The sequence below is a fragment of the Streptomyces sp. NPDC030820 genome, from assembly GCF_055572075.1.
Genome location: NZ_JBVIEB010000012.1, coordinates 227,423 through 251,045, shown reverse-complemented (window position 1 = coordinate 251,045; position 23,623 = coordinate 227,423). Strand labels below are relative to the sequence as shown.

Annotated in this window: 23 protein-coding genes; 11 read left to right on the top strand and 12 right to left on the bottom strand. The window is 72.2% G+C overall.

All coding sequences use genetic code 11. The features are described from left to right. Positions 1 to 14: 14 nt before the first annotated feature. A complete protein-coding gene (locus ACZ418_RS30955; protein ID WP_468369486.1) occupies positions 15 to 1,235 on the top strand; it encodes an acyl-CoA dehydrogenase family protein in 1,221 nt (406 codons plus the stop codon). 68 nt (positions 1,236 to 1,303) lie between these two features. Here the strand turns inward: ACZ418_RS30955 and ACZ418_RS30950 are convergent, their stop codons facing one another. After that, a complete protein-coding gene (locus tag ACZ418_RS30950) occupies positions 1,304 to 1,999 on the bottom strand; it encodes a type 1 glutamine amidotransferase domain-containing protein (protein ID WP_468369483.1) in 696 nt (231 codons plus the stop codon). A gap of 117 nt (positions 2,000 to 2,116) precedes the next feature. Here ACZ418_RS30950 and ACZ418_RS30945 point away from each other — a divergent pair, with 117 nt between their 5' ends. Further along, positions 2,117 to 3,016 carry a LysR family transcriptional regulator gene (locus ACZ418_RS30945; protein ID WP_468369482.1) on the top strand — a complete coding sequence of 300 codons (900 nt, stop codon included), beginning with the start codon at positions 2,117 to 2,119 and terminating at the stop codon, positions 3,014 to 3,016. A 39-nt stretch (positions 3,017 to 3,055) separates the two neighbouring features. Here ACZ418_RS30945 and ACZ418_RS30940 read toward each other — a convergent pair whose 3' ends face one another. Next, complete coding sequence (locus ACZ418_RS30940; protein ID WP_468369480.1) at positions 3,056 to 3,541, bottom strand: hypothetical protein; 486 nt, start codon at positions 3,539 to 3,541, stop codon at positions 3,056 to 3,058. Between the two features lie 283 nt (positions 3,542 to 3,824). Here ACZ418_RS30940 and ACZ418_RS30935 point away from each other — a divergent pair, with 283 nt between their 5' ends. Then, positions 3,825 to 4,466, top strand: coding sequence for a phosphoribosyltransferase (locus ACZ418_RS30935; protein WP_468369477.1), 642 nt, complete (start codon positions 3,825 to 3,827; stop codon positions 4,464 to 4,466). Between the two features lie 35 nt (positions 4,467 to 4,501). Continuing rightward, positions 4,502 to 5,914 carry an RtcB family protein gene (locus ACZ418_RS30930; RefSeq protein ID WP_468369474.1) on the top strand — a complete coding sequence of 471 codons (1,413 nt, stop codon included), beginning with the start codon at positions 4,502 to 4,504 and terminating at the stop codon, positions 5,912 to 5,914. A gap of 47 nt (positions 5,915 to 5,961) precedes the next feature. On the opposite strand, the gene ACZ418_RS30925 is transcribed toward ACZ418_RS30930, so the two are convergent. Further along, positions 5,962 to 6,420, bottom strand: coding sequence for an archease (locus ACZ418_RS30925; protein ID WP_468369472.1), 459 nt, complete (start codon positions 6,418 to 6,420; stop codon positions 5,962 to 5,964). A gap of 231 nt (positions 6,421 to 6,651) precedes the next feature. On the opposite strand from ACZ418_RS30925, the gene ACZ418_RS30920 reads away from it, so the two are divergent. After that, a complete protein-coding gene (locus ACZ418_RS30920) occupies positions 6,652 to 7,077 on the top strand; it encodes a CBS domain-containing protein (RefSeq protein WP_468369469.1) in 426 nt (141 codons plus the stop codon). A gap of 119 nt (positions 7,078 to 7,196) precedes the next feature. On the opposite strand, the gene ACZ418_RS30915 is transcribed toward ACZ418_RS30920, so the two are convergent. Then, positions 7,197 to 8,201 carry an acyl-CoA dehydrogenase family protein gene (locus ACZ418_RS30915; RefSeq protein WP_468369466.1) on the bottom strand — a complete coding sequence of 335 codons (1,005 nt, stop codon included), beginning with the start codon at positions 8,199 to 8,201 and terminating at the stop codon, positions 7,197 to 7,199. Continuing rightward, positions 8,201 to 9,370, bottom strand: coding sequence for an acyl-CoA dehydrogenase family protein (locus tag ACZ418_RS30910; RefSeq protein WP_468369464.1), 1,170 nt, complete (start codon positions 9,368 to 9,370; stop codon positions 8,201 to 8,203). Before ACZ418_RS30910 ends, ACZ418_RS30915 begins: the two co-directional genes overlap by 1 nt. 191 nt (positions 9,371 to 9,561) lie before the next feature. Between ACZ418_RS30910 and ACZ418_RS30905 the strand changes: the two genes are divergently transcribed. Continuing rightward, positions 9,562 to 10,350 (top strand): SDR family oxidoreductase, encoded by a 789-nt coding sequence (locus ACZ418_RS30905; protein WP_468369462.1) that lies wholly within the window; start codon positions 9,562 to 9,564, stop codon positions 10,348 to 10,350. A 111-nt stretch (positions 10,351 to 10,461) separates the two neighbouring features. Next, complete coding sequence (locus ACZ418_RS30900) at positions 10,462 to 11,619, top strand: acetyl-CoA C-acetyltransferase (RefSeq protein ID WP_468369459.1); 1,158 nt, start codon at positions 10,462 to 10,464, stop codon at positions 11,617 to 11,619. Positions 11,620 to 11,633: 14 nt separating this feature from the next. Here the strand turns inward: ACZ418_RS30900 and ACZ418_RS30895 are convergent, their stop codons facing one another. The 4 genes from ACZ418_RS30895 to ACZ418_RS30880 are packed head-to-tail and all read right to left on the bottom strand — an operon-like array spanning position 11,634 to position 15,100. Continuing rightward, entirely contained in the window at positions 11,634 to 12,683 is a 1,050-nt protein-coding gene (locus ACZ418_RS30895) for an NAD(P)H-dependent flavin oxidoreductase (RefSeq protein WP_468369644.1), read from the bottom strand. Positions 12,684 to 12,694: 11 nt separating this feature from the next. Continuing rightward, a complete protein-coding gene (locus ACZ418_RS30890) occupies positions 12,695 to 13,459 on the bottom strand; it encodes a CoA-transferase subunit beta (RefSeq protein ID WP_468369456.1) in 765 nt (254 codons plus the stop codon). Then, positions 13,452 to 14,309 (bottom strand): CoA transferase subunit A, encoded by an 858-nt coding sequence (locus ACZ418_RS30885; RefSeq protein ID WP_468369642.1) that lies wholly within the window; start codon positions 14,307 to 14,309, stop codon positions 13,452 to 13,454. The genes ACZ418_RS30890 and ACZ418_RS30885 overlap by 8 nt, the downstream gene beginning before the upstream one ends. Positions 14,310 to 14,323: 14 nt before the next feature. Further along, the gene (locus tag ACZ418_RS30880) at positions 14,324 to 15,100 is read right to left on the bottom strand and encodes an enoyl-CoA hydratase family protein (RefSeq protein WP_468369455.1); all 777 of its coding nucleotides are present in this window, start codon (positions 15,098 to 15,100) and stop codon (positions 14,324 to 14,326) included. Positions 15,101 to 15,179: 79 nt separating this feature from the next. Between ACZ418_RS30880 and ACZ418_RS30875 the strand changes: the two genes are divergently transcribed. Further along, entirely contained in the window at positions 15,180 to 15,956 is a 777-nt protein-coding gene (locus tag ACZ418_RS30875; RefSeq protein WP_468369453.1) for an SDR family oxidoreductase, read from the top strand. Positions 15,957 to 15,992: 36 nt separating this feature from the next. Beyond that, positions 15,993 to 16,904 (top strand): SDR family oxidoreductase, encoded by a 912-nt coding sequence (locus tag ACZ418_RS30870; protein ID WP_468369450.1) that lies wholly within the window; start codon positions 15,993 to 15,995, stop codon positions 16,902 to 16,904. A gap of 43 nt (positions 16,905 to 16,947) precedes the next feature. Here the strand turns inward: ACZ418_RS30870 and ACZ418_RS30865 are convergent, their stop codons facing one another. Both ACZ418_RS30865 and ACZ418_RS30860 read right to left on the bottom strand, forming a co-directional pair. Further along, complete coding sequence (locus ACZ418_RS30865) at positions 16,948 to 17,709, bottom strand: alpha/beta fold hydrolase (RefSeq protein WP_468369447.1); 762 nt, start codon at positions 17,707 to 17,709, stop codon at positions 16,948 to 16,950. Between the two features lie 46 nt (positions 17,710 to 17,755). Continuing rightward, a complete protein-coding gene (locus ACZ418_RS30860) occupies positions 17,756 to 19,462 on the bottom strand; it encodes a carbohydrate binding domain-containing protein (RefSeq protein WP_468369445.1) in 1,707 nt (568 codons plus the stop codon). 256 nt (positions 19,463 to 19,718) lie between these two features. On the opposite strand from ACZ418_RS30860, the gene msrA reads away from it, so the two are divergent. Then, positions 19,719 to 20,240, top strand: coding sequence for a peptide-methionine (S)-S-oxide reductase MsrA (gene msrA, locus ACZ418_RS30855; protein WP_468369442.1), 522 nt, complete (start codon positions 19,719 to 19,721; stop codon positions 20,238 to 20,240). Positions 20,241 to 20,386: 146 nt separating this feature from the next. Here msrA and ACZ418_RS30850 read toward each other — a convergent pair whose 3' ends face one another. Continuing rightward, entirely contained in the window at positions 20,387 to 21,460 is a 1,074-nt protein-coding gene (locus ACZ418_RS30850) for an NAD(+)/NADH kinase (RefSeq protein ID WP_468369440.1), read from the bottom strand. Positions 21,461 to 21,825: 365 nt separating this feature from the next. Here ACZ418_RS30850 and ACZ418_RS30845 point away from each other — a divergent pair, with 365 nt between their 5' ends. Then, positions 21,826 to 23,526, top strand: coding sequence for a purine-cytosine permease family protein (locus ACZ418_RS30845; RefSeq protein WP_468369437.1), 1,701 nt, complete (start codon positions 21,826 to 21,828; stop codon positions 23,524 to 23,526). The last annotated feature ends 97 nt before the right edge of the window (positions 23,527 to 23,623 follow it).

Here is a 23,623-nt window from a genome sequence, read left to right as displayed (position 1 = left end):
ACCGAGGTGAACCGGTGTTCCAGACGACCGACAGGGCCAAGGCGTACCAGGAGAAGCTGCTGGCCTTCATGGACGAGCACATCTACCCCGCGGAACCCGTCTACGAGGCGCAGATGGCGCAGTCGGGCGATCCGCACTTCCACCCGCCCGTCCTGGAGGAGCTGAAGGCCGAGGCCAGGAAGCAGGGACTGTGGAACCTCTTCCACCCGCATCCCGAATGGGGACCGGGCCTGACCAACCTCGAGTACGCCCCGCTCGCCGAGATCATGGGCCGCAGCCCGCACCTGGCGCCGGAGGCCACCAACTGCAACGCGCCGGACACCGGGAACATGGAGGTGCTGACGCTCTTCGGGACCGAGGAGCACAAGGAGAGGTGGCTCAAGCCGCTGCTCGCCGGGGAGATCGCCTCCGCGTTCGCCATGACCGAACCGGCCGTCGCCAGTTCCGACGCACGCAACATCCAGCTGCGCATGCGGCGTGACGGCGACGACTACATCCTCGACGGACGCAAGTGGTGGACCTCCAACGTCCTGCACAAGAACTGCAGGGTCCTCATCGTGATGGGCAAGACCGACCCGGACGCGCCCAGCCACCGTCAGCAGAGCATGATGGTCGTGCCGCTGGACACCCCCGGCATCACCGTGGTGCGCAACCTGCCGGTGTTCGGCTACCAGGACCGGGAAGGTCACGGCGAGGTCCTCTTCGAGAACGTGCGGGTGCCGTCCACGGCCCTGCTCGCCCGTGAGGGCGACGGCTTCATGATCAGTCAGGCCCGGCTGGGTCCCGGACGCATCCACCACTGCATGCGCAGCATCGGGATGGCCGAACGGGCGCTGGACCTGATGATCGACCGGGCCCAGGAGCGGACCACGTTCGGGGCGCCGCTCGCCGAGCGGGCCAACATCCAGGACTGGATCGCCGAGGCCCGTATCGAGATCGACATGGCCCGGCTGCTGACCCTCCAGGCGGCCCATCTGATGGACACCGTGGGCAACAAGGTGGCGCGGACGGAGATCGCCGCGATCAAGGTGGCCGCTCCGGACATCGCCCTCAGGGTCGTCGACCGCGCCATCCAGGTCCACGGCGGAGCAGGCGTCTGCGACGACTTCCCCCTCGCCGGCATGTACGCCCATCTGCGCACCCTGCGCCTGGCGGACGGTCCCGACGAGGTCCACAAGCGGACCATCGCCCACCGGGAACTGCGCCGCCGCGAGGCCGAGCGGGGCGCGCGGTGAGGTCGGCGGAGGGCGCGTCTCCTCGGTGCGACCTACTGCTGGACCGCTGACCGGGACACGCCCACGGTTCAGCCCAGCTTCCTCAGCAGCTCGGCGGCGAGCGGGGCGGAGGAGGCGGGGTTCTGCCCGGTGACCAGGTTGCGGTCGACCACCACGTTGGGCGCCCACGGCTCGCCGACCTGGACGTCGACGCCCGCCTCTTCGAGCCGCGTCTGCAGCAGCCACCTGGCCTTGTCGGCGAAGCCGGCCTGCGCCTCCTCCGCGTTGGTGAACGCGGCCACCCGGTAACCGGCGAAGGCGTTGGAACCATCGCTCTGCTCGGCGGCGAGCAGCGCGGCCGGGGCGTGGCACACCACGCCCAGCGGCTTGCCGGAGCCGAGCGCGTCGACGAGGAGCCTGCCGGAGACGGCGTTGACGGCGAGGTCCTCCATGGGGCCGTGGCCGCCGGGGTAGAAGACGGCGTCGTAGTCGTCCAGGCGGACGTCCTCCAGTCGGATCGGCTTGTTGATCTCGGCCATGTTGGCGAGGGCGGCGGCGATCCTGTCGGCGCCCTCCTGGCCGCCGTTGACCTCGGGCGCGAGGCTGCCGCGGTCGACGGTCGGGACGACGCCGCCGGGCGTGGCGACGACGATCTCGTGGCCGGCGGCCTTGAACGCCTCGTACGGGGCGACGGCCTCCTCGGCCCAGAAGCCGGTGGGGTGCTTGGTGCCGTCGGCCAGCGTCCAGTGGTCGACGCCGGTCATCACGAAGAGGATCTTCGACATGGTGCTTCTTTCGGGAGGAGCCGGATGGATCGCTCTCGAACGTAGGGTCCCCAGCCATTTGTTTCCAATGAGGACGCCAATGTCAGGCATTGGAACTTCTATGGCTACATTTGCTGCGTGACCGATCTCGATCTGAACCTGCTGCGCACGTTCCTCGCGGTGTACCGGTCGGGTTCGTTCACCGGTGCCGCCCAGGTGCTGGGGCTGTCGCAGCCCACGGTGACGACACAGATGCGGACCTTGGAGCGGCAGACGGGACGGGAGCTGTTCGAACGGCTGCCGCGCGGGGTCGCGCCGACGGCCGTGGCCGACGAGCTGGCGGTGCGGGTCGCGCCGGGGCTCGACATGCTCGCCGCCGTGGCCGGACCGGACGCGGCCGAGGGCCCTACGGCCGAGCCGGTGCACCTCGCCGGTCCCGCCGAGTTCCTGTGCACCAGCGTGCTGCCGGCGCTGGCGCCACTCGTGGCGGAGGGGGTGCGGCTGCGGGTGGCGACCGGGCTGACCGACGCGCTGCTCGACGAGCTGCGGGCGGGCCGCCACGACCTGGTGATCGCCACGCTGCGCCCCCGGGGCCGTACGCTCTCCGCGGTGCCGCTGGCGGACGAGGAGTTCGTGCTGGTGGCGGCGCCCGCGTGGGCCGAGCGGCTGAAGGGGCCGCTCGCTGCCGAGGGCCCCTCGGCCCTGCACTCGGTTCCGCTGGTGACGTACGCCGAGGATCTGCCCATCGCCCGCCGCTACTGGCGGCACGTCTTCGGTCGCCGGCTCTCCTGCCCCGCCGCCGTCACCGTGCCCGACCTGCGCGGAGTGAAGGCCGCGGTCGTGGCCGGCGCGGGCTTCACCGTGCTGCCCCGCTATCTGTGCGCCGGTGAGCTGGCCTCCGGGGCCCTCGTCCCCCTGCACGAGCCCGACGACCCTCCGATCAACACCGGCTACCTGGTCCAGCGTCCGGGTGTGCCGGTCAACCCGGACGTGATCCGCGTCCGCGACCACCTGCTGCGTGCCTTCCGCGGCGGGTGACGACCTGGGCACCGGCACCGCCACGTCCCGGACCGTGGCTCAGCGTTCCCGCTTTCCGTCCGGATGCCTCTCCGCGGCCATGGGCAGGGCACGAGGGGTGGTCCCCTCGGAGGTCTCCTCGGCAACCGGAACCGGCTGCCGGTAGCGGGTGGAGGTGTCGATCCTCGGTGCGGTCCGGCCGAGCCGCTGAGCCATGGCCCTCGCCTCGTCAACGTCCGGCACGGACACCGCGAGGAGCCGGAAGGGAGCCGAGGGCCGCAGTTCGACGTCCACTACGGGCCGGCCGGGCCGCAGGGCCACGAAGTCCGTCCCGCCGGGGTGGCCGCGCGTGCCGACGGACCAGCCGCCGGGAATCCAGGTGCCACGCTGCCGGACTCCGCGCAGGGCGCGCCACCAGTCGGTTTCGACCGTCACCCGGCACACCGCCGTCAGCGGCACCCGCACATCACCGCGGCGGGCGGCCACCCGCTGCCACCACGACAGGTGTACGACCAGGTCGTCCCCGTCGACGAGAATGCGTGCCATTTCTCAGCTCCTCCGTTCCATACTCGTCGCTCCGCCGGGCGGCCGCCGGACACCGCCGCGGGCGCTGCCGCTCGTCACCGAGCCCGGCGCCGCGGACACGTCGGTGTGTCCGTGTCGTGCGCCCAGGCCCGGGTACCCGACGGGGGGCCGGAGGGAGGTGCCCTCGTGCCGGTCCGGTGGTCCGAGTGCGAGCAGGCGCACCCGCCGGGCGCGAGCCGTCGTACGACCGCACGCCGTGGCCCGGTGACGAGCACGGCGCAGGTGTGGAAGGAGTCGACTGGGCATGCGGTTTCATGATCGCGTCCATGCCGGCCGGGAGCTGGCCGAGCGGCTGCGCATCCGGCAGGAGGCGGGGGCGCTGACGCATCCGGTCGTGCTGGCCCTGCCGCGCGGCGGGGTGACGGTGGCCCGGGAGGTGGCGCGGGCGCTGGAGGCACCGCTCGACGTGCTGGTCGCACGCAAGATCGGCGCGCCGTTCCAGGAGGAGCTGGGCGTCGGGGCACTCGCGGGTGACGACCCTCCGCTGTTCGACGAGCGGACCCTGGACGAACTCGGCCTGAACGAGGCGGCGCTGGACGACGTGGTCGAGCGCGAGCGGGCGGAGCTGCACCGCCGGGAGGAGCGGTACCGGCAGGGCCGTCCCGCGCCGGAACTGCGGGACCGCACCGTGATCCTGGTGGACGACGGGGTGGCCACCGGGGCGACCGCGCGGGCGGCGCTGCGCTGGCTGCGCCGGCAGTCGCCGGAGCGGGTGGTGCTGGCGGTGCCGGTGTGCTCGCCGCAGGCGGCCGAACTGCTACGCGGCGAGGCCGACGAGGTGCTGTGCCTGCAGCGGCCGACCGTCTTCCTGGCCGTGGGGGAGTGGTACGAGGACTTCGAGCAGCTGACCGACGACGACGTGCTCGCCGCGCTGCAGGGGCAGTGACCCCGAGGGCGCGCCGAGCCGGAGCGGAGACCGCGATGGAGTTGGTCGAGGAACGTTCCTTCCGCTACCGCATCGAGCCGCACGCGGGCATGCGGGTGCCCGGGGTCGTGTTCGCGTCGCGGGAGCTGCTCGCGGATGCCGAGCAGTCCCTGGAGCAGGTGGTGCACGTGGCCACGCTGCCCGGCATCGTCGCCGCCTCGTACGCCATGCCGGACATCCACTGGGGGTACGGCTTCCCCATCGGCGGTGTCGCCGCCACCGACGTGGAGGCCGGCGGGGTGGTCTCGCCGGGCGGCGTCGGCTTCGACATCTCCTGCGGGGTGCGGCTGCTGGCCGCCGACTGCGACGCCGACACGCTCCGGCCCGCGCTGACCGCGGTGATGGACGGCCTGGACCGGGCTATTCCGCGCGGGGCCGGTCCCGGCGGCGTGTGGCGCCTCACCGGCCCCGGAGAGCTGGAGCGGCTTCTGGACGGCGGCTCCCGCTACGCCGTGGAACAGGGCCACGGGGAAGAACGCGACCTGCTGCGCTGCGAGGACGGCGGTGCGGTCGCCGACGCGGACGTGACCCAGGTCGGGCAGCGGGCCCGGGAGCGTGGCCTCGGCCAGGTGGGCAGCCTGGGCTCCGCCAACCACTTCCTGGAGGTGCAGCAGGTCGCCGAGGTGTACGACGGCCCGGCCGCCGCCGCCTTCGGGATCGGGCCGGGCCAGGTGTGCGTCATGATCCACTGCGGCTCGCGTGGTCTGGGGCACCAGATCTGCACCGACCACGTGCGGCTCATGGACCGCGCCATGGCTCGCTACGGCATCTCCGTGCCCGACCGGCAGCTCGCCTGTACGCCGGTCGACTCGCCCGAGGGGCAGGACTATCTCGGGGCCATGGCCGCTGCCGCCAACTACGGCCGGGCGAACCGGCAGTTGCTGTCCGACGCGGCACGCGGCGTGTTCCGGCGCACCGCCGGTACCGGCCTGACGCTGGTGTACGACGTCTCCCACAACCTCGCCAAGATCGAGACCCATCCGGTGGACGGTCAGCGGCGGCGGCTGTGCGTGCACCGCAAGGGCGCCACTCGTGCCTTCCCGCCCGGGCATCCCGAACTACCCGAGGACATACGGGAGTTCGGGCAGCCGGTGCTGATCCCCGGCACCCTCGGCACAGCGTCGTACGTGCTGACCGGCGTGTCCGAGGGCGACGCCTTCCACTCCACCTGCCATGGCGCGGGCCGCACCATGAGCCGTCATCAGGCCGCGCGCAGCATCACCGGCAGTGAGCTGCGGGCGCGGCTGCGCAACGCCGGCATCGCCGCGCGCCCGAAGTCCTGGCGCGGCCTGACGGAGGAGACGCCGGAGGCGTACAAGGACGTCGACGCGGTCGTCGCCGCGAGCGAGGGGGCGGGGCTGTGCCGGAAGGTCGCCCGGCTGGTGCCGCTCGGGGTGGTGAAGGGCTGACGCCGGTGGCCGGCGGGTGCCCGTGCGACAGGGGTGCGCGTGTGCGGTCAGACGTCCACGATCACCGTGCAGGACCATCCGTACGCGTCCGGACCGATGTGCAACTCCTGCCAGGAGACACCCTTGGGTGCGGCACCGATGACGGTGACGTCCGCGAGGTCGGCCAGCGACAGCCGTACCGCCAGTCCACCGTCGTAGGTGGGCTCCGCTTCCACGTCGACGGGGATCCGGCCCGCCACCTCCAGCCGGTAGATCACCTCCTCCAGCAGCGCGACCAGCAGATCCGCGTCGTCGCCGGGGGCGAGACGGACCCGTTCCATGGTGGCCGGGTGCGCCTCGGAGACATCGGCGAAGGCCTCGACCATGGCGCGTACGGCCTCGGTCAGGCACTGTTCCCGGGTCGTGCCCCAGGCCTGCAGACGGGTGTCGGCCGTGTGCGGCATCGAGCGGTGACCGTTCTCGCCCTCGCGCCGTGCCCGCAGCTCGTCGCTGATGTCACCCACCATGGCCGCCGTGATCCCTTCTGCGACCCCCTCGGCTTCCATCCTCACTCGCCGGGCCCGGCGGCGCCACGCCGGCTCCTCGGCGCTCGCCGCGGGAGCGGGAGCGGGTGCGGCCCCGGTCCGCCGGGAAACGTGAGCGGCGGGCGACGGAAAAGCCGGTTTGCCCGAGCCGTCCCTGGCTACGCGGGCGGGCGAGGCCGTACGCCTCACCATTTCGGATCCGGGAGGTGCCCGATGACACGGCGGATACGTGACGTCATGTCGCCCGGCGCGGTGGCGGTGGAGCCCATGACCACGGTGGAACGGGCGGCGCTTCTCATGCGGGACCACGACATCGGTGACGTCCTGGTCGCCTACGACTGCGATCTGTTCGGTGTGCTCACCGACCGCGACATCGTGGTGCGGACGCTCGCCGCGGGACTGGACCCGCACACCACCGCGGTCGGCAAGGTGTGCAGCCGGCCGCCGTTGTTCACCCTGACCCCCGAGGACACCACGGACCACGCGGTCGAGCTGATGCGCCGGCACGGCCTGCGCCGGCTCCCCGTCGTGGAACACGGCGGCTGTCCGGTCGGGGTCGTCAGCCTCGGTGACCTGGCGGCCGTCGAAGATCCGCACTCGGCGCTGGCGGAGATCAGCACGGCGGCACCCAACCACTGAACCGTCGCCGGCCGACACCTTCGCGACAGCTGCCCGCTGCCGGGTGCGGTCCGGAAGACCGGATCGATGGCATGGAACGACGCGCTCGCACGCTTCCGTGCCCTCCCGGGCGGCGACCCCTACGGCGTGACCGGCGCTGACGCGAGTACCCGGGCTCGACAGGCCGATGGAGTCCCCCAGGAGGTCCGCAGCGCACGAGCCTTGCGGATCCACAGGGACAGGTCCAGTTCCTCGGTGTAGCCGAGGGCGCCGTGCACCTGTAGGGCGGTGCGCGCCGCGGCATACGCGGCCTCGCAGGCGGAGACCTTCGCCGCGGCGATCTCCCGCCCGCATCCGGCGTCGCCCCGCTCCATCGCCAACGCGGCCGCGTGGAGCAGTGGTTGGGCGAACTCCAGGGCGATCAGCGAGTCGGCCAGCCGGTGCTTGACCGCCTGGAAGGAGCCGATGGCGACCCCGAACTGGCGGCGCTGCCGGGCGTGTTCGACGGTCCGCTCCAGCAGGGCGCGGCCCAGTCCGAGGGCCTGCGCCGCCGTGGTGAGCGCCGCGACCTCGGCGGCGTGCGCGGCCGCGGCGGCGACGGCCGGCCCCTGGGCCAGCACGGCGCCGCCGAGCGGGCGGGCCGGCCGCCGGGCCGGATCGAGCGAGTGCTGTACCGGACCATGCGCCTCGGCCAGGCGCAGGACGTCGCGCTCGACGACGAACACCGCGTCGGCGGCCTCCGCGTCCAGGGCGTAGGGGCTGTCGGGGGAGAGCAGGCACACCGAGGCGACGACCTTGCCGGCGGCGATCCCCGGCAGCCATGCTGCGGCCGTCGTCGCGTCGCCCAGACGGTCCAGGAGGGCCGCCGCCGCGACCGACTCCGCCAGCGGGCCCGGCACCGCGTGGCGGCCCAACTCCACGAACGACACGACCAGTTCGACCGGATGTGCGCCCAGGCCGTCGTACCGCTCCGGTGTCCCGAGCGCGAACACTCCGGCCTCGGCCAGCCTGGTCCACAGCGCGCGGCCCGGTCCGGTGTCCCCGGCTGCCCAGGATCGTACGACGTCCGGCGTGCCCGCCGCCGTCAGCATGGCGTCCAGCGAGCGGGCGAAGTCGCGCTGCTCGGCGTCGAGGAGGAAGCGCATCACCGGCGTCCCTTCGGCAGGCCGAGCAGCCGCTCGGCGATGATGTCGCGCTGGATCTCGTTCGTGCCCGCGTAGATGGGACCGGCGAGCGAGAAGACGTATCCCTCGGCCCAGCCGCCGTGCGCGGGAGCGTCGGCGGCGTGGTCGGCGAGATCGCCGTAGGGGCCGAGGAGATCTAGGGCGGTCTCGTGCAGGGCGATGTCCAGTTCGGACCAGAACACCTTGTTGAGGCTCGACTCCGCCTCGATCGAACCTCCCGCCACCAGGCGCGAGGCGGCTGCGTAGGCGAACAGCCGGTAGGCGCGGGCCCCGATCACCGCGTCGGCGACCCGGTCGCGCAGGGCGGTGTCGGACGGGTCGGCGTGCTCGTGCCACAGCCGGGTCAGCCGGTCGGCGGCGGCCGTGAACCGGCCGGGGCTGCGCAGGGTGAGCCCGCGCTCGTTGCCCGCCGTGCTCATCGCGATCCGCCAGCCCTGTCCGGGCTCGCCGATGACGTCCTCGTCGGGCACGAACACCTCGTCCAGGAAGAGTTCGGCGAAGGCGGGCTTGCCGTCGAGCCGCCCGATCGGCCGCACCGTCACTCCCTCCGCGTCCAGCGGGAACATCAGGTACGTCAGGCCCCGGTGCGGCCGGTCGGCGTCCGGGTCGCTGCGGAACAGCCCGAAGGCGCGGTCGGCGAACGCCGCCCGCGACGACCAGGTCTTCTGGCCGCTCAGGCGCCAGCCGCCCTTGGTGCGTACGGCCGTGGAGCGCAGCGAGGCGAGGTCGGAGCCGGCTTCCGGCTCGGACCAGGCCTGGGCCCAGACGACCTCGCCGCTCGCCATGGGCGGCAGGACGCGCGCGCACTGCTCCGGCGTCCCGTGCTCGAAGAGGGTGGGCGCGAGGAGGTTGATGCCGTTCTGGCTGACCCGGCCGGGCGCACCGGCCGCGTAGTACTCCTCCTCGAAGATCAGCCACTGCAGGATCGAGGCGCCCCGGCCGCCGTACTCCTCGGGCCAGGAGACCACCGACCAGCGGTCGGCGAACAGGGCGCGCTCCCAGTCGCGGTGGGCCGCGAACCCCTCCGCCGTCTCCAGCGAGGGCAGCGGGGTGCCGGGCACATGTCGGGCGAGCCAGGCGCGAGCCTCGGCGCGGAAGGCGTCGTCAGCGGCGGAGAAGTCGAGGTCCATCAGCTGCCTGCCTCCTTGACACGCAGGTCCTCGGCCTGGTTCCCGGCCCACTTGGCGGGCTCCGTGGGCGCGGTGCGGGCAGTGGCCATCCGCCCTCCTTCCCTAACAAGTGTTTGGTAGGTTAATCTAACGGCCCGTCAGCCGTCGAGACCCGTCGAGCGCGTCCCCGGCCTGCCGAAGGAGGCCCGCCCGTGACCACGCCGCCGCCGCCCTACGTCCCAGGGCACGCCCTGCTGCAGGGCCGTACCGCCGTGGTCACCGCCGCCGCGGGCGCCGGTATCGGCGGTGCGACCGCCCGCCGGCTGCTGGAGGAAGGCGCCCGCGTCGTGCTCTCCGACGCCCACGCCCGCAGGCTCAAGGAGTCGGAATCGGCGCTGGCCGCGGAGTTCGGCGCGGACCGCGTCGCGGCAGTGCCCTGCGACGTCACCGACGAGGAGCAGGTCGCCGCGCTCTTCGACTTCGTGGCGGAGCGGCACGGGCGCCTGGACGTCGTCGTCAACAACGCCGGACTCGGTGGCACCGCCGACCTGGTCGAGATGACCGACGAGCAGTGGGACGAGGTCCTCGACGTCACCCTCACCGGCACCTTCCGCTGCACCCGCGCCGCGCTGCGCCGGATGAAGGCGGCGGGCGCCGGGGGCGTCGTCGTCAACAACGCCTCGGTGATCGGCTGGCGGGCGCAGCAGGGCCAGGCGCACTACGCTGCCGCCAAGGCCGGGGTCATGGCCCTCACCCGCTGCGCCGCCGTGGAGGCCGCGGAGTACGGCGTGCGGGTCAACGCCGTCTCGCCCAGCCTCGCCATGCACCCCCACCTGGTGAAGGTCACCACACCGGAACTGCTGGAGGAACTGACCGCCCGCGAGGCGTTCGGCCGTTGGGCCGAGCCGTGGGAGGTGGCCAACGTCATCGTCTTCCTGGCCAGCGGCTACTCCTCGTACCTGACCGGCGAGGTCCTGTCCGTCAGTAGCCAGCACGCCTGAGACCCGCGGGCGCCCTCTGCCGGCGGGGTCCGAGTGCCTGGTGAGCCGGCCGCGTTTCCCCTGACATCGCAGACATCACTGATCCCCCGCACTGATCCCCAAGGAGTGGCCATGGCCGAGGCGTACATCGTCGAAGCGGTCCGCACGCCGGTCGGCAGGCGCGGCGGCGGACTCGCGTCCGTCCACCCGGCCGATCTCGGCGCCCATGCGCTGACGGCGCTGATGGAGCGCTCGGGAGTCGACCCGGCCGCCGTCGAGGACGTCGTCCTCGGCTGCCTGGACACCGTCGGCCCGCAGGCCGGCGACATCGCCCGCACCTGCTGGCTGGCCGCCGGACTGCCCGAGGAGGTGCCGGGAGTGACGGTGGACCGCCAGTGCGGTTCCTCCCAGCAGGCCCTGCACTTCGCCGCGCAGGGTGTGCTCTCGGGCACCCAGGACCTGGTGGTCGCGGGCGGTGTGCAGAACATGTCGATGATCCCGATCGCCTTCGCCACCCGCCAGGCCGCCGAACCCCTCGGGCTCACCCAGGGCCCCTACGCCGGCTCCGAGGGCTGGCGGGCCCGCTACGGCGACCGGCCGGTCAACCAGTTCGCCGGCGCCGAGATGATCGCCGAGAAGTGGGGCATCTCCCGCCGGGACATGGAGGAGTTCGCGCTGCGCTCCCACCAGCGGGCCGTCCGCGCGATCGACGAGGGCCGCTTCGACCGCGAACTCGTCCCCTACGGCGACGTGACCACCGACGAGGGCCCCCGGCGCGACACCACACTGGAGAAGATGGCGGCCCTGAAACCGGTGGTCGACGGCGGGCGACTGACCGCGGCCGTCTCCTCCCAGGTCTCCGACGGCGCCTCCGCCCTGCTGATCGCGAGCGAACGAGCCGTACGGGAGCACGGTCTGACGCCCCGAGCCCGCATCCACCATCTGTCGGTGCGCGGCGAGGACCCCATCCGGATGTTGTCCGCACCGATCCCGGCCACGGCGTACGCGCTGAAGAAGGCCGGGATGACCCTCGACGAGATCGACCTCGTGGAGATCAACGAGGCCTTCGCCTCCGTCGTGCTCGCCTGGCTGAAGGAGACCGGCGCCGACCCGGAGAAGATCAACGTCAACGGCGGCGCCATCGCCCTCGGCCACCCTCTGGGCGCCACCGGCACCAAGCTCATGACCACGCTGCTGCACGAACTGGAACGCACCGGCGGACGCTACGGCCTGCAGACCATGTGCGAGGGCGGCGGCCAGGCCAACGTCACCATCGTCGAGCGGCTCTGACGCCGGGGAGGCCGCTACTCGGCCGGCGGCAGTCCACGGAGCGTGGCCCGGGCCTCCGTCATGATCCGGCCGACGAGTTCGGCACAGGACGGCAGATCGTCGATCAGGCCGGCGACCTGACCGGAGGCCATCACGCCGAGGTCGGTCCGGCCCTCGACCATCGACGCCCTGAGCAGCATGGGGGTGTTGGCGGCCAACAGGACCTGACTCCACGTCAGGTCCTTGCCGTGCCTCATCGCCAGGCCGTCGCGGATCATCCGCGCCCAGCTCATGCCGGACAGCGCCTTGAAGGACGCCGCGTGACGTACGGCGCGCAGCAGTGCGGTCGCCCGGCCCGAGCGCTCGAGGGAGTCGACCAGCTCGGTGCGCAGCATCCGGTGGGGGAGTCCGTCGACCTCGGTCGTGACGGTGACGTCGTCCACCGTGGCCGCCAGATACCGGGCCTTGACCGCGTCGGGGACGGTGCTGTCGGAGGTGAGCAGGAAGCGGGTGCCCATGGCGATCCCGGCGGCACCGTAGGCGAGGGCGGCGACCAGTCCGCGGCCGTCGTGGAAGCCGCCGGCCGCGACGACCGGGATGCCGACCGCGTCGACCACCTGGGGAAGCAGAACGGTGGTGGCGACCTTCCCGGTGTGCCCGCCGCCCTCCCCGCCCTGCACCACCACCGCGTCGGCGCCCCACGCGGCGACCTTCTCCGCGTGCCGCCGGGCGCCGATGGACGGGATGACGACCACGCCGGCGTCCTTGAGCCGGGCGATCAGTTCCCGCGAGGGCGCGAGCGCGAACGAGGCGACCCGCACCCCCTCCTCGATGATGATCCGCACCCGCTCGGCCGCGTCCGAGGCGTCCGCCCGCAGATTGACCCCGAAGGGCGCGTCGGTACGGGACCTGACCTCGCGGACGGCCGCGCGGAGCTGCTCGGTCGTCATGGTGGCCGAGGCGAGGATCCCGAGCGCGCCCGCCTCGGCGGTGGCCGACACCAGCCGCGGACCGGCCACCCAGCCCATGCCGGTCTGCACGATGGGGTGCCGCACACCGACGAGCTCGGTCAGCGGGGTGGCGATCGCGAAGTCGGTCACGCGGACACCTCGCGGTCGCGCCGCGCCTTCGGATCGATGACCTCACGGATCAGCCGCAGTTCTGCGGGGGTGGGGTCCCGGGTGTACGGCACCTCGTCCGGGACGGTGAGCGCGAAGCCGGTGGCCTCGGTGACCTGCTCGACCGTGACCCCGGGGTGCAGGGAGCGCAGTCGCATCGTCCGGTCGGGCGTCCGGAAGTCGAGGACGCCGAGGTCGGTGACGACATCCGCGATGCGGTGGTGGCGGGTTGCGGAGGGCCCGGCCGCGGCGGCACGGTCGTGGCCGACGCCGCAGACCATGTCCACCCGCTCGACGAACACCCGCTTCGAGTGTCGTGGCACCCAGTAACTGGTCGGATTGTTGAGGGTGTTGGCGGGGGCGCCGCGCACGCCCAGCAGCTGCCGGGTGGGCCTCGCCCAGTCGCCGATGCAGGAGATGTTCTGGTTGCCGTACCGGTCGAGCTGACTCGCGCCCATCATCACATGTCGCCGCCCGGTCGCGACCAGGGCCAGATGCTGCCGGTACGGCAGCCAGCCCTCGACCACCTCGGCCTTGGCGCCGACCGCCGGGACGTCACCGATCAGCAGTGCCTCGCCGTCGGTCAGCAGCAGATCGGGGGAGAAGGTCAGCTTCGCCAGCCGGGCCCCGATCGTCGGGACGGTGCCCATCGGGCTCGCCAGTATCTCCCCCGCACCGCGCCAGACCTCGGCGCAGGCCAGCACACAGTACTCGGCGCGCGTCGCCGTACGGGTGTCACTCATCTGCCGCGCCCTCCTCGTGGAACGCCGCCACCGCGGCCTGGTACGCGTCCTCGTCGCCGGACAGGAACCGCTCGGCGAAGGCCCGCCAGGCCTCCGGGTCGCGGGCGGCCCGTGCGTAGGCCCGCTGGAACGCCTCGTCGCGGTCGTGGTCGGGGACGCAGGAGGTGAAGTGGGCGCCGTGCGGTGTCTCCACGACGCCGGTCACGAACGCGCGCTTGACCAGCAGGGTCTGCGGCCCGACGTCCTTGAGCAGGTCGGCGCTGTCCACGATCCGCTCGCAGGAGACGTACGCGGCGTCGGCGGCCTCGCAGAACAGGTCGTCGAAGTAGGGATCCGGGCCCAGATACTGCGCGTTGCCGTGCACGTCCGCCCGGTTGAGGTGCACCAGTGCGGCGTCCAGGCGCAGGGCCGGGACGGCGACGAGTTCCTCGCCGTCCTCGTACGGCGAACGCACCGTCCGCAAGCGGGGGTTCACCGTCATCACGTCGGATCCGAGACCGGCCCGGACCGGCATGAAGGGCAGCCGGTGCGCGGCCGCCGTCAGTCCCCACATGAACATGGCCTCGTCCAGCTCCACCAGTTCCAGCGCGCCGCGCTGCCGTGCCGCCGTGAAGTGCGGCTCCAGGGGAATGGAGTCCAGGGTGGCGAAGGCCGCGACCAGCGTGCGGATCCTTCCCGCGGCGGCGAGCAGGCCGACGTCCGGGCCGCCGTAGGAGACGACGGTCAGATCGGTGACGTCCGAGCGCAGCAGCGCCCGCACCAGTGCCATCGGCTTGCGTCGCGAACCCCAGCCGCCGATACCGATCGTCATGCCGCTGTCCAGCCGGTCGACGACCTCCTCGGCGGTCATCGTCTTGTCCCTGCTCACGACTGCTGCTCCCGGTCCGTGCCGATGGAATCCCGGTCCTTGCCGAAGGCGGCGCGGACTCGGTCGGCGACGCCGCTGAGATTGGCCTCGAAGGTGAAGCCCTGCTCGAACCGGTAGCTGCGGCGCACGTCGACCGGGTCGATGCCGTTGATCGCCGCCTTGGCCAGCCGGATCAGGGACCCGTCCTTGGCGGCGATCTCCCGCGCCAACTCCATTGCCGCCGTGTGAAGTTGGGGACGTGGGACCACCCGCCACACCGAGCCGTGCCGGTGCAGCTCCTCGGCGGTGACGGTGCGGGAGGTGTAGTACAGGGCCCGCATCAGGTGCTGGGGCACCAGCCGGGCGAGATGGGTGGCCGCGCCGAGGGCACCCCGGTCCAGCTCGGGCAGGCCGAACACCGCGTCGTCGGCGGCCACGATCGCGTCGGCGTTTCCGGCCAGCCCGATGCCGCCGCCCAGACAGAAGCCCTGTACTGCGGCGACCACCGGGACCTCGCATTCGTACACGGCGGCGAACGCCTCGGAGCAGCCGCGGTTGGCGCCGACGAGGGCCGCGTGCCCGGCCGTGCGCTGCATCTCCTTGATGTCGACGCCGGCGTTGAAGCCGCGGCCCTCGGCAGTGAGCACCGCGCACCGGACCTTCGGGTCGGCGCCGGCGGCGCGCACGCAGGTGGCCAGTTCGTACCAGCCGTGCACGGGAAGGGCGTTGACCGGCGGGAAGTCCACGGTGACGACGGCGATGCCTTCTTCGGGGACGGAGGTGGAGACACCCATGAGCAGATCAGCTACCTTTCCACCAAACGTTTGTTAGGCGAGAAGGTAGCAGCGGAGTGCGCGCTGCGGGAGGTGTCCTTTGGCGGCGGTCATCGATCTCACCGGACGCGTCACGGTGGTCACCGGCGGAACCCGGGGCGTCGGCGCCGGCATCGCCCGGGCGTTCCTGGAGGCCGGCGCCGACGTCGTGACCTGCGCGCGCCGACCCCCGGAAGAGCCGGTCGAGGCGGCCGGCCGCACGGCCCGCTTCCTCCCTGTCGACCTGCGCGACCCCGACTCGGCCGGCGCCTTCTTCGAGCGGCTGCGGAGGGAGTACGGCCGCCTCGACACCCTCGTCAACAACGCCGGGGGCACCCCCTTCCGGCTGCTCGGCGAGGGCGGCGCCGGACGGCACGCCCGGGTTGTGGAGCTCAACCTCCTCGCCCCCCTCACCGCGTCACTCGCCGCGTACGAGGTGATGCGCGGTCAGCACAGTGGCGGCTGCATCGTGATGATCGGCAGCGTCAGCGGAACCCGCCCGTCACCGGGCACCGCGGCGTACGGTGCGGCCAAGGCCGGGCTGGACAGTCTCGCCCGCTCCATGGCCGTGGAATGGGCGCCGCGGGTGCGGGTCAACACGGTCGTCCCCGGCATGGTCCGCACCGAACTGTCGCACCTGCACTACGGGGACGAGGACGGCATCGCCGCCGTCGGCCGCACCGTCCCGCTCGGCCGCCTCGCCGCGCCCGCCGACATCGGCGACGCCTGTGTCTTCCTCGCCTCCGAGCGGGCCGGCTACATCAGCGGGGCGAGCCTGCACGTCCACGGCGGAGGGGAGCGCCCCGCGTTCCTCGACGCGGCCGGCGTCAACAAGTAGCGGGTCCTGCCAGATTCGACGAAAGGACTTTCCCTCATGACCGGACTGTGCACCGGCCGCGTGGCCGTGATCACCGGTGCGGGCCGCGGCCTGGGCCGCGCCCACGCCCTCGCCTTCGCCGCCGAGGGAGCCAAGGTGGTCGTCAACGACCTCGGTGTCGGCCTCGACGGCACGGGCGGGACCGGCGGACCGGCTCAGCAGGTCGTGGACGAGATCCGCGCGCTCGGCGGCGAGGCGGTCGCGCACGGCGGCGACATCGCCACCACCGAAGGCGCGGCCGCCCTCGTCGCCACCGCCCTGGAGACCTACGGCCGCCTGGACACGCTGGTCAACAATGCCGGGTTCCTGCGGGACCGCATGCTCGTCAACCTCGACGAGGACGACTGGGACGCGGTCGTACGGGTCCACCTCAAGGGCCACTTCCTGCCGCTCAGGCACGCCGCCGCACACTGGCGTGCCGAGGCGAAGGCGGGCCGCACGCCCGAGGCCCGTGTGATCAACACCAGCTCCGGAGCGGGGCTGCTGGGCAGCGTCGGCCAGGGCAACTACTCCGCCGCCAAGGCCGGGATCGTCGGCCTGACCTTGGTCGCCGCCGCCGAACTGGGCCGCTACGGCGTCCAGGTCAACGCCATCGCCCCGGCCGCGCGGACCCGGATGACGGAGCGGACCTTCGCCGACACCATGGCCGCCCCGCAGGACGGCGGCTTCGACACCATGGCCCCGGAGAACGTCTCCCCGCTCGTGGTCTGGCTCGGCTCCGCCGCCTCCGCCGGGGTCACGGGCCGGGTCTTCGAGTCCGAGGGCGGCCGCATCACCGTCATGGAGGGCTGGCACCCGGGCCCCACCACCGACAAGGGCGCCCGCTGGACCCCGACGGAGGCGGGCGAGGCAACCCTGAAACTACTCGCCGGGACGAAGCCCCCGCAGCCCGTGTACGGCGCACAGTAGCCCCCGACGGGCCGGCTCGTGAACATCCCGACGCGAAGGGCGCTCACCGGTGCTCGGCGAGGAAGTCCACCATCGCCGCGACCAGTTCCGGAGCCCCGGCCGCCGTCCAGTGATTTCCGGGCACCACGGCGCCGGTGGCGTGCGGCAGGACCCTGACCAGCTCGTCGGCCGAGGCGGCGCGTTCGTCGTCGGCGCCCACCGCGACGAGTGTCGGCACCTCGATCCGGCCGAGCTGCTCGGCCGGCGTGGCGACGAGGGAGTCCAGGACGTGCAGGAGCGCGACCGGGGCCGCGCCGGTCGAGCGGAGCCACCGTTCGGAGCGTTCCTCCGGCGATCCCGGCTCGGACGTCCCCCAGCCGGTGAGGACCGGCCGCAGGGCCGCGCCCGCCCCGCCGCCGGTGCCGAGCACCTGGCGCAGGCCCTGGCCCGCGACCACGGCCCGGCCGGGTGCCGCGCCGCGCACCAGCATCCTCACCACGATGCGTGCGCCGAGCGAATATCCCCCGAGGTCGTACTCGCTCAGTCCGAGGTGCTCGACGAGAGCGAAGCCGTCATCGGCCAGTACGTCCGGGGGACATGAGGCGGAGTCATGGGGCTTGGCGCTCCTGCCGTGCCCGCGGAAGTCCGGCATGATCACGCGGTGACCGGCCGCCGCGAGTGCCTCGGCCTGGCCGTGGAGCAGCCACAGCGTCGCGTCTCCGGTGAAGCCGTGCAGCAGGACCAGCGGGCGGCCCTCACCCGTCTCCCGGTAGGCGAGGCGCACACCGTCACGGCCGGAGAAGAAGGACACGGCGGGATCGGGCATGTGCCGGAGCGTATACCGGGCACGTGCAGTCGGGGGTGGGTGATGCCTAGCCGAGGGTGAAGTCGTCGGCGTACACGTTGCCCTGGCCGTACCAGCCGTGGACGTACACGGTGACCGTTCCGCTGCTGCCCGTGGTGAAGTTGACCGCCAGTTGGTTCCAACTCGTGTTGTTCGACCAGGTGCTGGCCCCGGCGCCGCCGCTGACCCCGATGTAGGCGTAGGGGCCCTGGACCCAGCCGGTGAGCGTGTAGCTGTGGTTGGGGGACAGGGTGACGGTCTGGTCGCACTCGCCGGTGCCGCTGGAGCTCGGGGTGACCTGGAGGGCGTGGCTGCCGCTGTGGACCGGGCCGGCGACCACCGTGCTGCCGCCCGTGCAGGTCCAGGGGCTCAGGCTGCCGGTTTCGAAGCCGGCGTTGGTCAGGGAGCCCCCACCGCCTCCGCCTCCGCTGGAGGTGACGGTGAGCGTGTAGGTCGCGCTGTGGCTGCCGCCGGCCGCGCTGCCGGTGACGGTGATCGGGTAGGTGCCCGCGGCCACGGACGAGCCGGCCGTCGCCGTCAGCGTCGAGGTGCCGCCGGACGTCACGGACGCGGGGCTGAAGGAGACACTGACCCCGGAGGGCGCGCCCGAGGCGGAGAAGCTGACGGATTCGGCGCTTCCGGAGGTGACGGCCGTGGTGACGGTCGCGGTCGCCGAACCGCCCTGAGCGACCGAGGCGGAGCCCGGCGACAGGGACAGGGAGAAGTCACTCGTCGTGCCTCCGCCGCCACCCGAGCTGCCTTCGTACGGCACGAACGCGTCCGTGAACGCGAGGCTGTTCTGGCTGATCTCGCTGCACGTGGGCAGCGAGTTGGCGCTTCCGCTGCACGGCTGGTCCCGGTTGACGGACCAGAAGGCGAGCCGTCCGACGCCGTTCTGCGCGGCGAAGTTCTCCACCGTCCGGGCGTCGGCCAGGGTGAACGTCGAACCGTCGTCGTTCTTGCCGATCATCGGGGTGATCCCGAGGTTGGCGTAGGTGTAACCGGAGTCGACGGACTGCATCTGCGCCAGCGTGGCCCTGGCCGCGTCGATCGCGCCCTGGCCCATCTCGGTGCCCGTTCCGGCGTAGTAGTCCATGGCCATGACGTTGACCACGTCGATCTTGATGTCCGCGGTCTTGGCGGCCTTGAGGACGTTGACGCCGTCGTTGGTCAGGCCGCTGGTCAGTACCGGCAGGGTCATGGAGAACTGCAGGCCGGGGTTGGACGCCTTGAGATCCTTCATCGCCTGCATCTGGCGGGCCGCGGCCGCGGTGTCCGCGACGGCGGCGCCCTCGACGTCGAAGTCGAGCCGGGTGACGCCGTAGTCGTTGATGAGGGCCTGGTATCCGGCGTCGATGCTGCTCTGGGTGGAGCAGGTCCAGGCGAGCGGTTCGCCGCTCGCCCCGCCGGAGGAAATGATGACGGAGGCGCCCTCGGACTTCGCCCTGGCCAGCTCGGGGTCGGTATAGGAGTCGTTGCCGATGGGGAGGGTGTCGCCCCAGATCTGGTTGCAGCCTTCGCCGAGCACGAACGCCGCCGTGTAGGCCTTGAGTTGGTGTCCGGTGATGGCGGTGTCGAGGAGTCCTTCCTGACTGTTGGACATGTCGACGTAAGGAGCCACGGAGTAGACGCTGCTCGCCGCCGCGGCGCTGCCGGCCGGTGCCAGGGCGACGACGGCGCCGGTGGCCGCGAGCGCGAGCGCGCATGCGGAAGCCGCAAATCTTGCCAGGTGCATGACAGGACCCCTTCCGGGGATGCCTCGGGCGTGGAGGTGGTGGGTTGGTGCCGTGCGAGCGAGTTGGTACATACCAAAGCGCCGGTGAGTCACCTCGTCAAGAGGACTAGACCAAGTCGTGCACGTGGACTTCCGGTGCCTGGGACTGCGCGCCGAGGGAGGTGAAAGTCGGTCGCGCGCGGGCCGTATTAGGCTGGGTGACCATCGAACCGGCGCGTCGACGACCGCGCCGGGCTGGAGCTTCAGGGAGTGACCGATGACCGTGGGAACCGAGCGGGCCGTCCTGGCGGGCGGTTGTTTCTGGGGCATGCAGGACCTGATCCGCAAGCAGCCGGGCGTGGTGTCCACGCGCGTCGGCTACAGCGGCGGTGACACGCCGAACGCCACGTACCGCGATCACGGCGACCACGCCGAGGCCATCGAGATCCTCTTCGATCCCACGGTGACGAGCTACCGCGACATCCTGGAGTTCTTCTTCCAGATCCACGACCCGACCACGCGGGACCGCCAGGGCAACGACATCGGGCGCAGCTACCGGTCCGCCATCTTCTACGGCGACGAGGAGCAGCACCGCGTCGCCGTGGACACGATCGCGGACGTGGAGGCGAGCGGGCTGTGGCCGGGCAAGGTGGTCACGGAGGTGGAGCCCGTGGGCGACTTCTGGGAGGCGGAGCCCGAGCACCAGGACTACCTGGAGCGCTACCCCAACGGCTACACCTGCCACTTCCCGCGACCGAACTGGAAGCTGCCGAGGCGAGAGGCGTCCTCGACGGACTGACCCGTCCTGGCAGAGCGGCGTACGGCTGGGGCCGTACGCCGCTGCCCGTCGCGGCCGGCGCGCTCATGCTGTCGGCACTCGTCCGCATCCGCGGACCTGGCCCTGCATCCGAGACCGTCGACCTCACACGCGTCGGCCGCCGGGTCTCAGGACAGCCGGCGCCCGTCCTCGGGAGCCGGAGGCAGCGCGAGGTGGGCCAGGTCGCCCGGTGGGGGTGTGGTCACCGGCCACAGCGGCGCGGCTTCCCCGTCGGCGAGTGCGGCGGGGGCATCGGTGAGGTTCATCCGCTCGCGCAGCCGGCCGTAGAAGTCCATCGGGCCCAGCCGGACCGCCTTCAGCCGGCGCGGCGCGGCGTACACGCCGATCCAGTCCCCGGGGCTCAGCACACCGCGCAACTGGCCGTCGATGCTGACGGCGGCCTCGCCCGACCGTTCGAGGATCCGCAGCGCGACGGGCTCGTCGGGGGCGGCCACGACCGAGCGGTTGAACACCATGTGCGGGGCGACCGGCGTGAAGACGAGGGCCTCCGCGCGCGGCGAGACCACCGGGCCGCCGGCGGCGAAGCTGTACGCGGTGGAGCCCGTGGGCGTGGCCACCAGCAGCGCGTCGGCGGAGTAGCTGGCCAGGAGCCGGCCGGCCAGATAGACACCGACCGACACCTGCCGGTCCCTGGCGAGCTTCTCCACGACGACGTCGTTGAGCGCGGTGACGTCCAGCGCGACGCCCCACTCGCCGCCCGTCTCGCACTCCCCACGCACCCGGGGCGGCGGCAGCATCGGCCCGCGGCCGTACCGCAGCAGCGCCTCCATCTGGGCGGGCACCTCCAGCCGGCAGGACGCCCGCATGGTGAGGAGCATCCGGCTCTCCACCGTGATCCGCTCGGACCGGACCGCGTCCAGCGCCGCGCGCACCGCCGATGCCGGGACCTCGGTGAGGAAGCCGACGCGGCCGAGGTCGACGCCGAGGACCAGGGCGTCGTTCTCGGCCGCCAGCCGTGCGCCGCGCAGAAAGGTGCCGTCCCCGCCGAGGGTGACGATGAGGTCGGGATCGCCCGCCGAGTCGACCTCCTCGCGGGCACTGTGCCGCGCCCCTTCCTGCCACACGTCGATGTCCGCGCATCCCACGGCGTGCTCCGCGCACCACTCGCGCACCACCCGCGCGGCGGCCGCGGCCTCGGCACGGCCGCCGTGCACCACCAGGCCGACACGGTTCACCGTCATACCCACCTCCCAGCCGGCTGCTCCCACTCGCCATCCTCACCGCGGACGGCTCCGGCGCCGCACGCGCCACGCCGCCGACGCGGCTTCCCGGGCGGGCGTGCGGGGTGGAACAGGCGCCGATGGCGGCCGTCGTCCGGTACGCGGGTGCAGCCCCTGTCAGAGGCAACTCCAGCTCGCCGTAGGGCGGGACCGGTTCTGCAAAGGGCAGCAGGCGCAGTCGGCGTCCGCGCCATGACGAGCGGCGATCCCCCTCATCGTGTCCACCGCCGTAAAGCAGGCGAAACGGCGGAGCAACGGCGTGGCGCGAACCTTCCCTGCAACGCCTCGGCACCCACCGGGGCGGACCGCAGGAAGAGGGAGCAGCCGTGACGGAGACCGTCCACAAGCAGGCGCCGCCAGCCCCGCCGTCCTCCCCGGGCAGCCGTACGTACAACGGGTGGACCCGGAACGACACGCTGGAGGACTACTCGCTGCGCTACGCGCCCAAGTCCTTCCGCCGCTGGACGCCGTACGTCGTGGCCACCACGGCCCTCGGCGGCATCGCCTATCTCGCGGACTTCGCCATCGGCGGCTCGATCGCCGTCTCCCACGGCTTCTCCAGCGCCATGGTGGCGATCCTGACCGCGGCGGTGGTCATCTTCCTCACCGGCATCCCGATCTCGTACTACTCGGCGAAGTACTCGATCGACATGGACCTGCTGACCCGGGGCGCCGGATTCGGGTATCTGGGCTCGACGCTGACCTCGGTCATCTACGCGAGCTTCACCTTCATCTTCTTCGCCCTCGAAGGCTCGATCATGGCACAGGCCCTCGAACTGGGCCTGCACATACCGCTCGCCGTCGGCTATGTCATCTGCTCGCTGATCATCCTGCCGCTCGTCGTCTACGGCATGACGGCCCTGTCCAAGATGCAGGTGTGGACGCAACCGGTCTGGCTCGTCCTGATGGTCGCGCCGTTCGTGTCCATCGCGATCCAGGAGCCGGGGAAGTTCGCGGAGTTCACGCACTTCGCGGGTGACTCGCCCACCGGATCGAGCATCAGCATGCTCGGGGTCGGGGCGGGCGCGGGCGTCGCCCTGTCGCTGATCGCGCAGATCGGGGAACAGGTCGACTATCTCCGCTTCATGCCCGACAGGACGGCCGACAACGGCAGGCAGTGGTGGGCCGCGGTCCTCGGCGCCGGACCCGGCTGGGTGGTGCTGGGCGCGCTGAAGCAGATCGGCGGTGCCTTCCTCGCCTTCTTCATCGCCGGAAGCGTGGGACTGGCCAAGGCCAACGAGCCGATCCAGCAGTACGTCCACGGGCTGCGGACCTTCGCCGCGCCCGTCGCCCTGGGACTGGCCACCTTCTTCGTCATCCTGTCCCAGGTGAAGATCAACTCGACGAACGCGTACTCCGGTTCACTGTCCTGGTCGAACTTCTTCTCCCGGCTGACCCACCGTCACCCCGGTCGCGTCGTCTACATCTTCCTCAACGTGGGCATCGCCCTGGCCCTGATGGAGGGCGGCGTCTTCGGCTTCCTCAACACCGTCCTCGGCTTCTACTCCAACGTGGCGATCGCCTGGATCGGCGCGGTCGTCGCCGACCTGGTCATCAACAAGCCGCTGAAGCTGAGCCCGTCGTACATCGAGTTCAAGCGGGCCCACCTCCACCACTTCAACCCGGTCGGCTTCGGCTCCATGCTGATCGCCTCGGCCGTGTCCATCGCCGCGTACTTCGACGCCTTCGGCGCCTATGGCAAGGCCTTCTCCCCGTTCATCGCGCTGTTCCTGGCCATGGCGCTCTCGCCGCTGTTCGCCGTGCTGACCAAGGGCAGGTACTACATCGCCCGCGCGGACGTCCTGGACGAGCCGCTGCTCGGAACCGACGGGCTGCCCTCGGCGGCCACCCTGGCCTGCTCCGTCTGCGCGACCGACTTCGAACGGCCCGACATGGCCGGCTGCCCCTTCCACCAGGGCGCGATCTGTTCGCTGTGCTGCAGCCTGGAGAAGGCCTGCCACGACTCCTGCAAGAAGGCCGCGGGCCCGGTCGAGCTGGGCCTGCCGGCCGTCCGCGCCGTGGACTGAGTGCGGGCCCGCGTGGGGGTGGGGGGGGGGGGGGGGGGGGGGGGGGGGGGGGGGGGGGGGAAAGGGAGGGCGCCCCCCTCTAGAGAACAACCTTCCT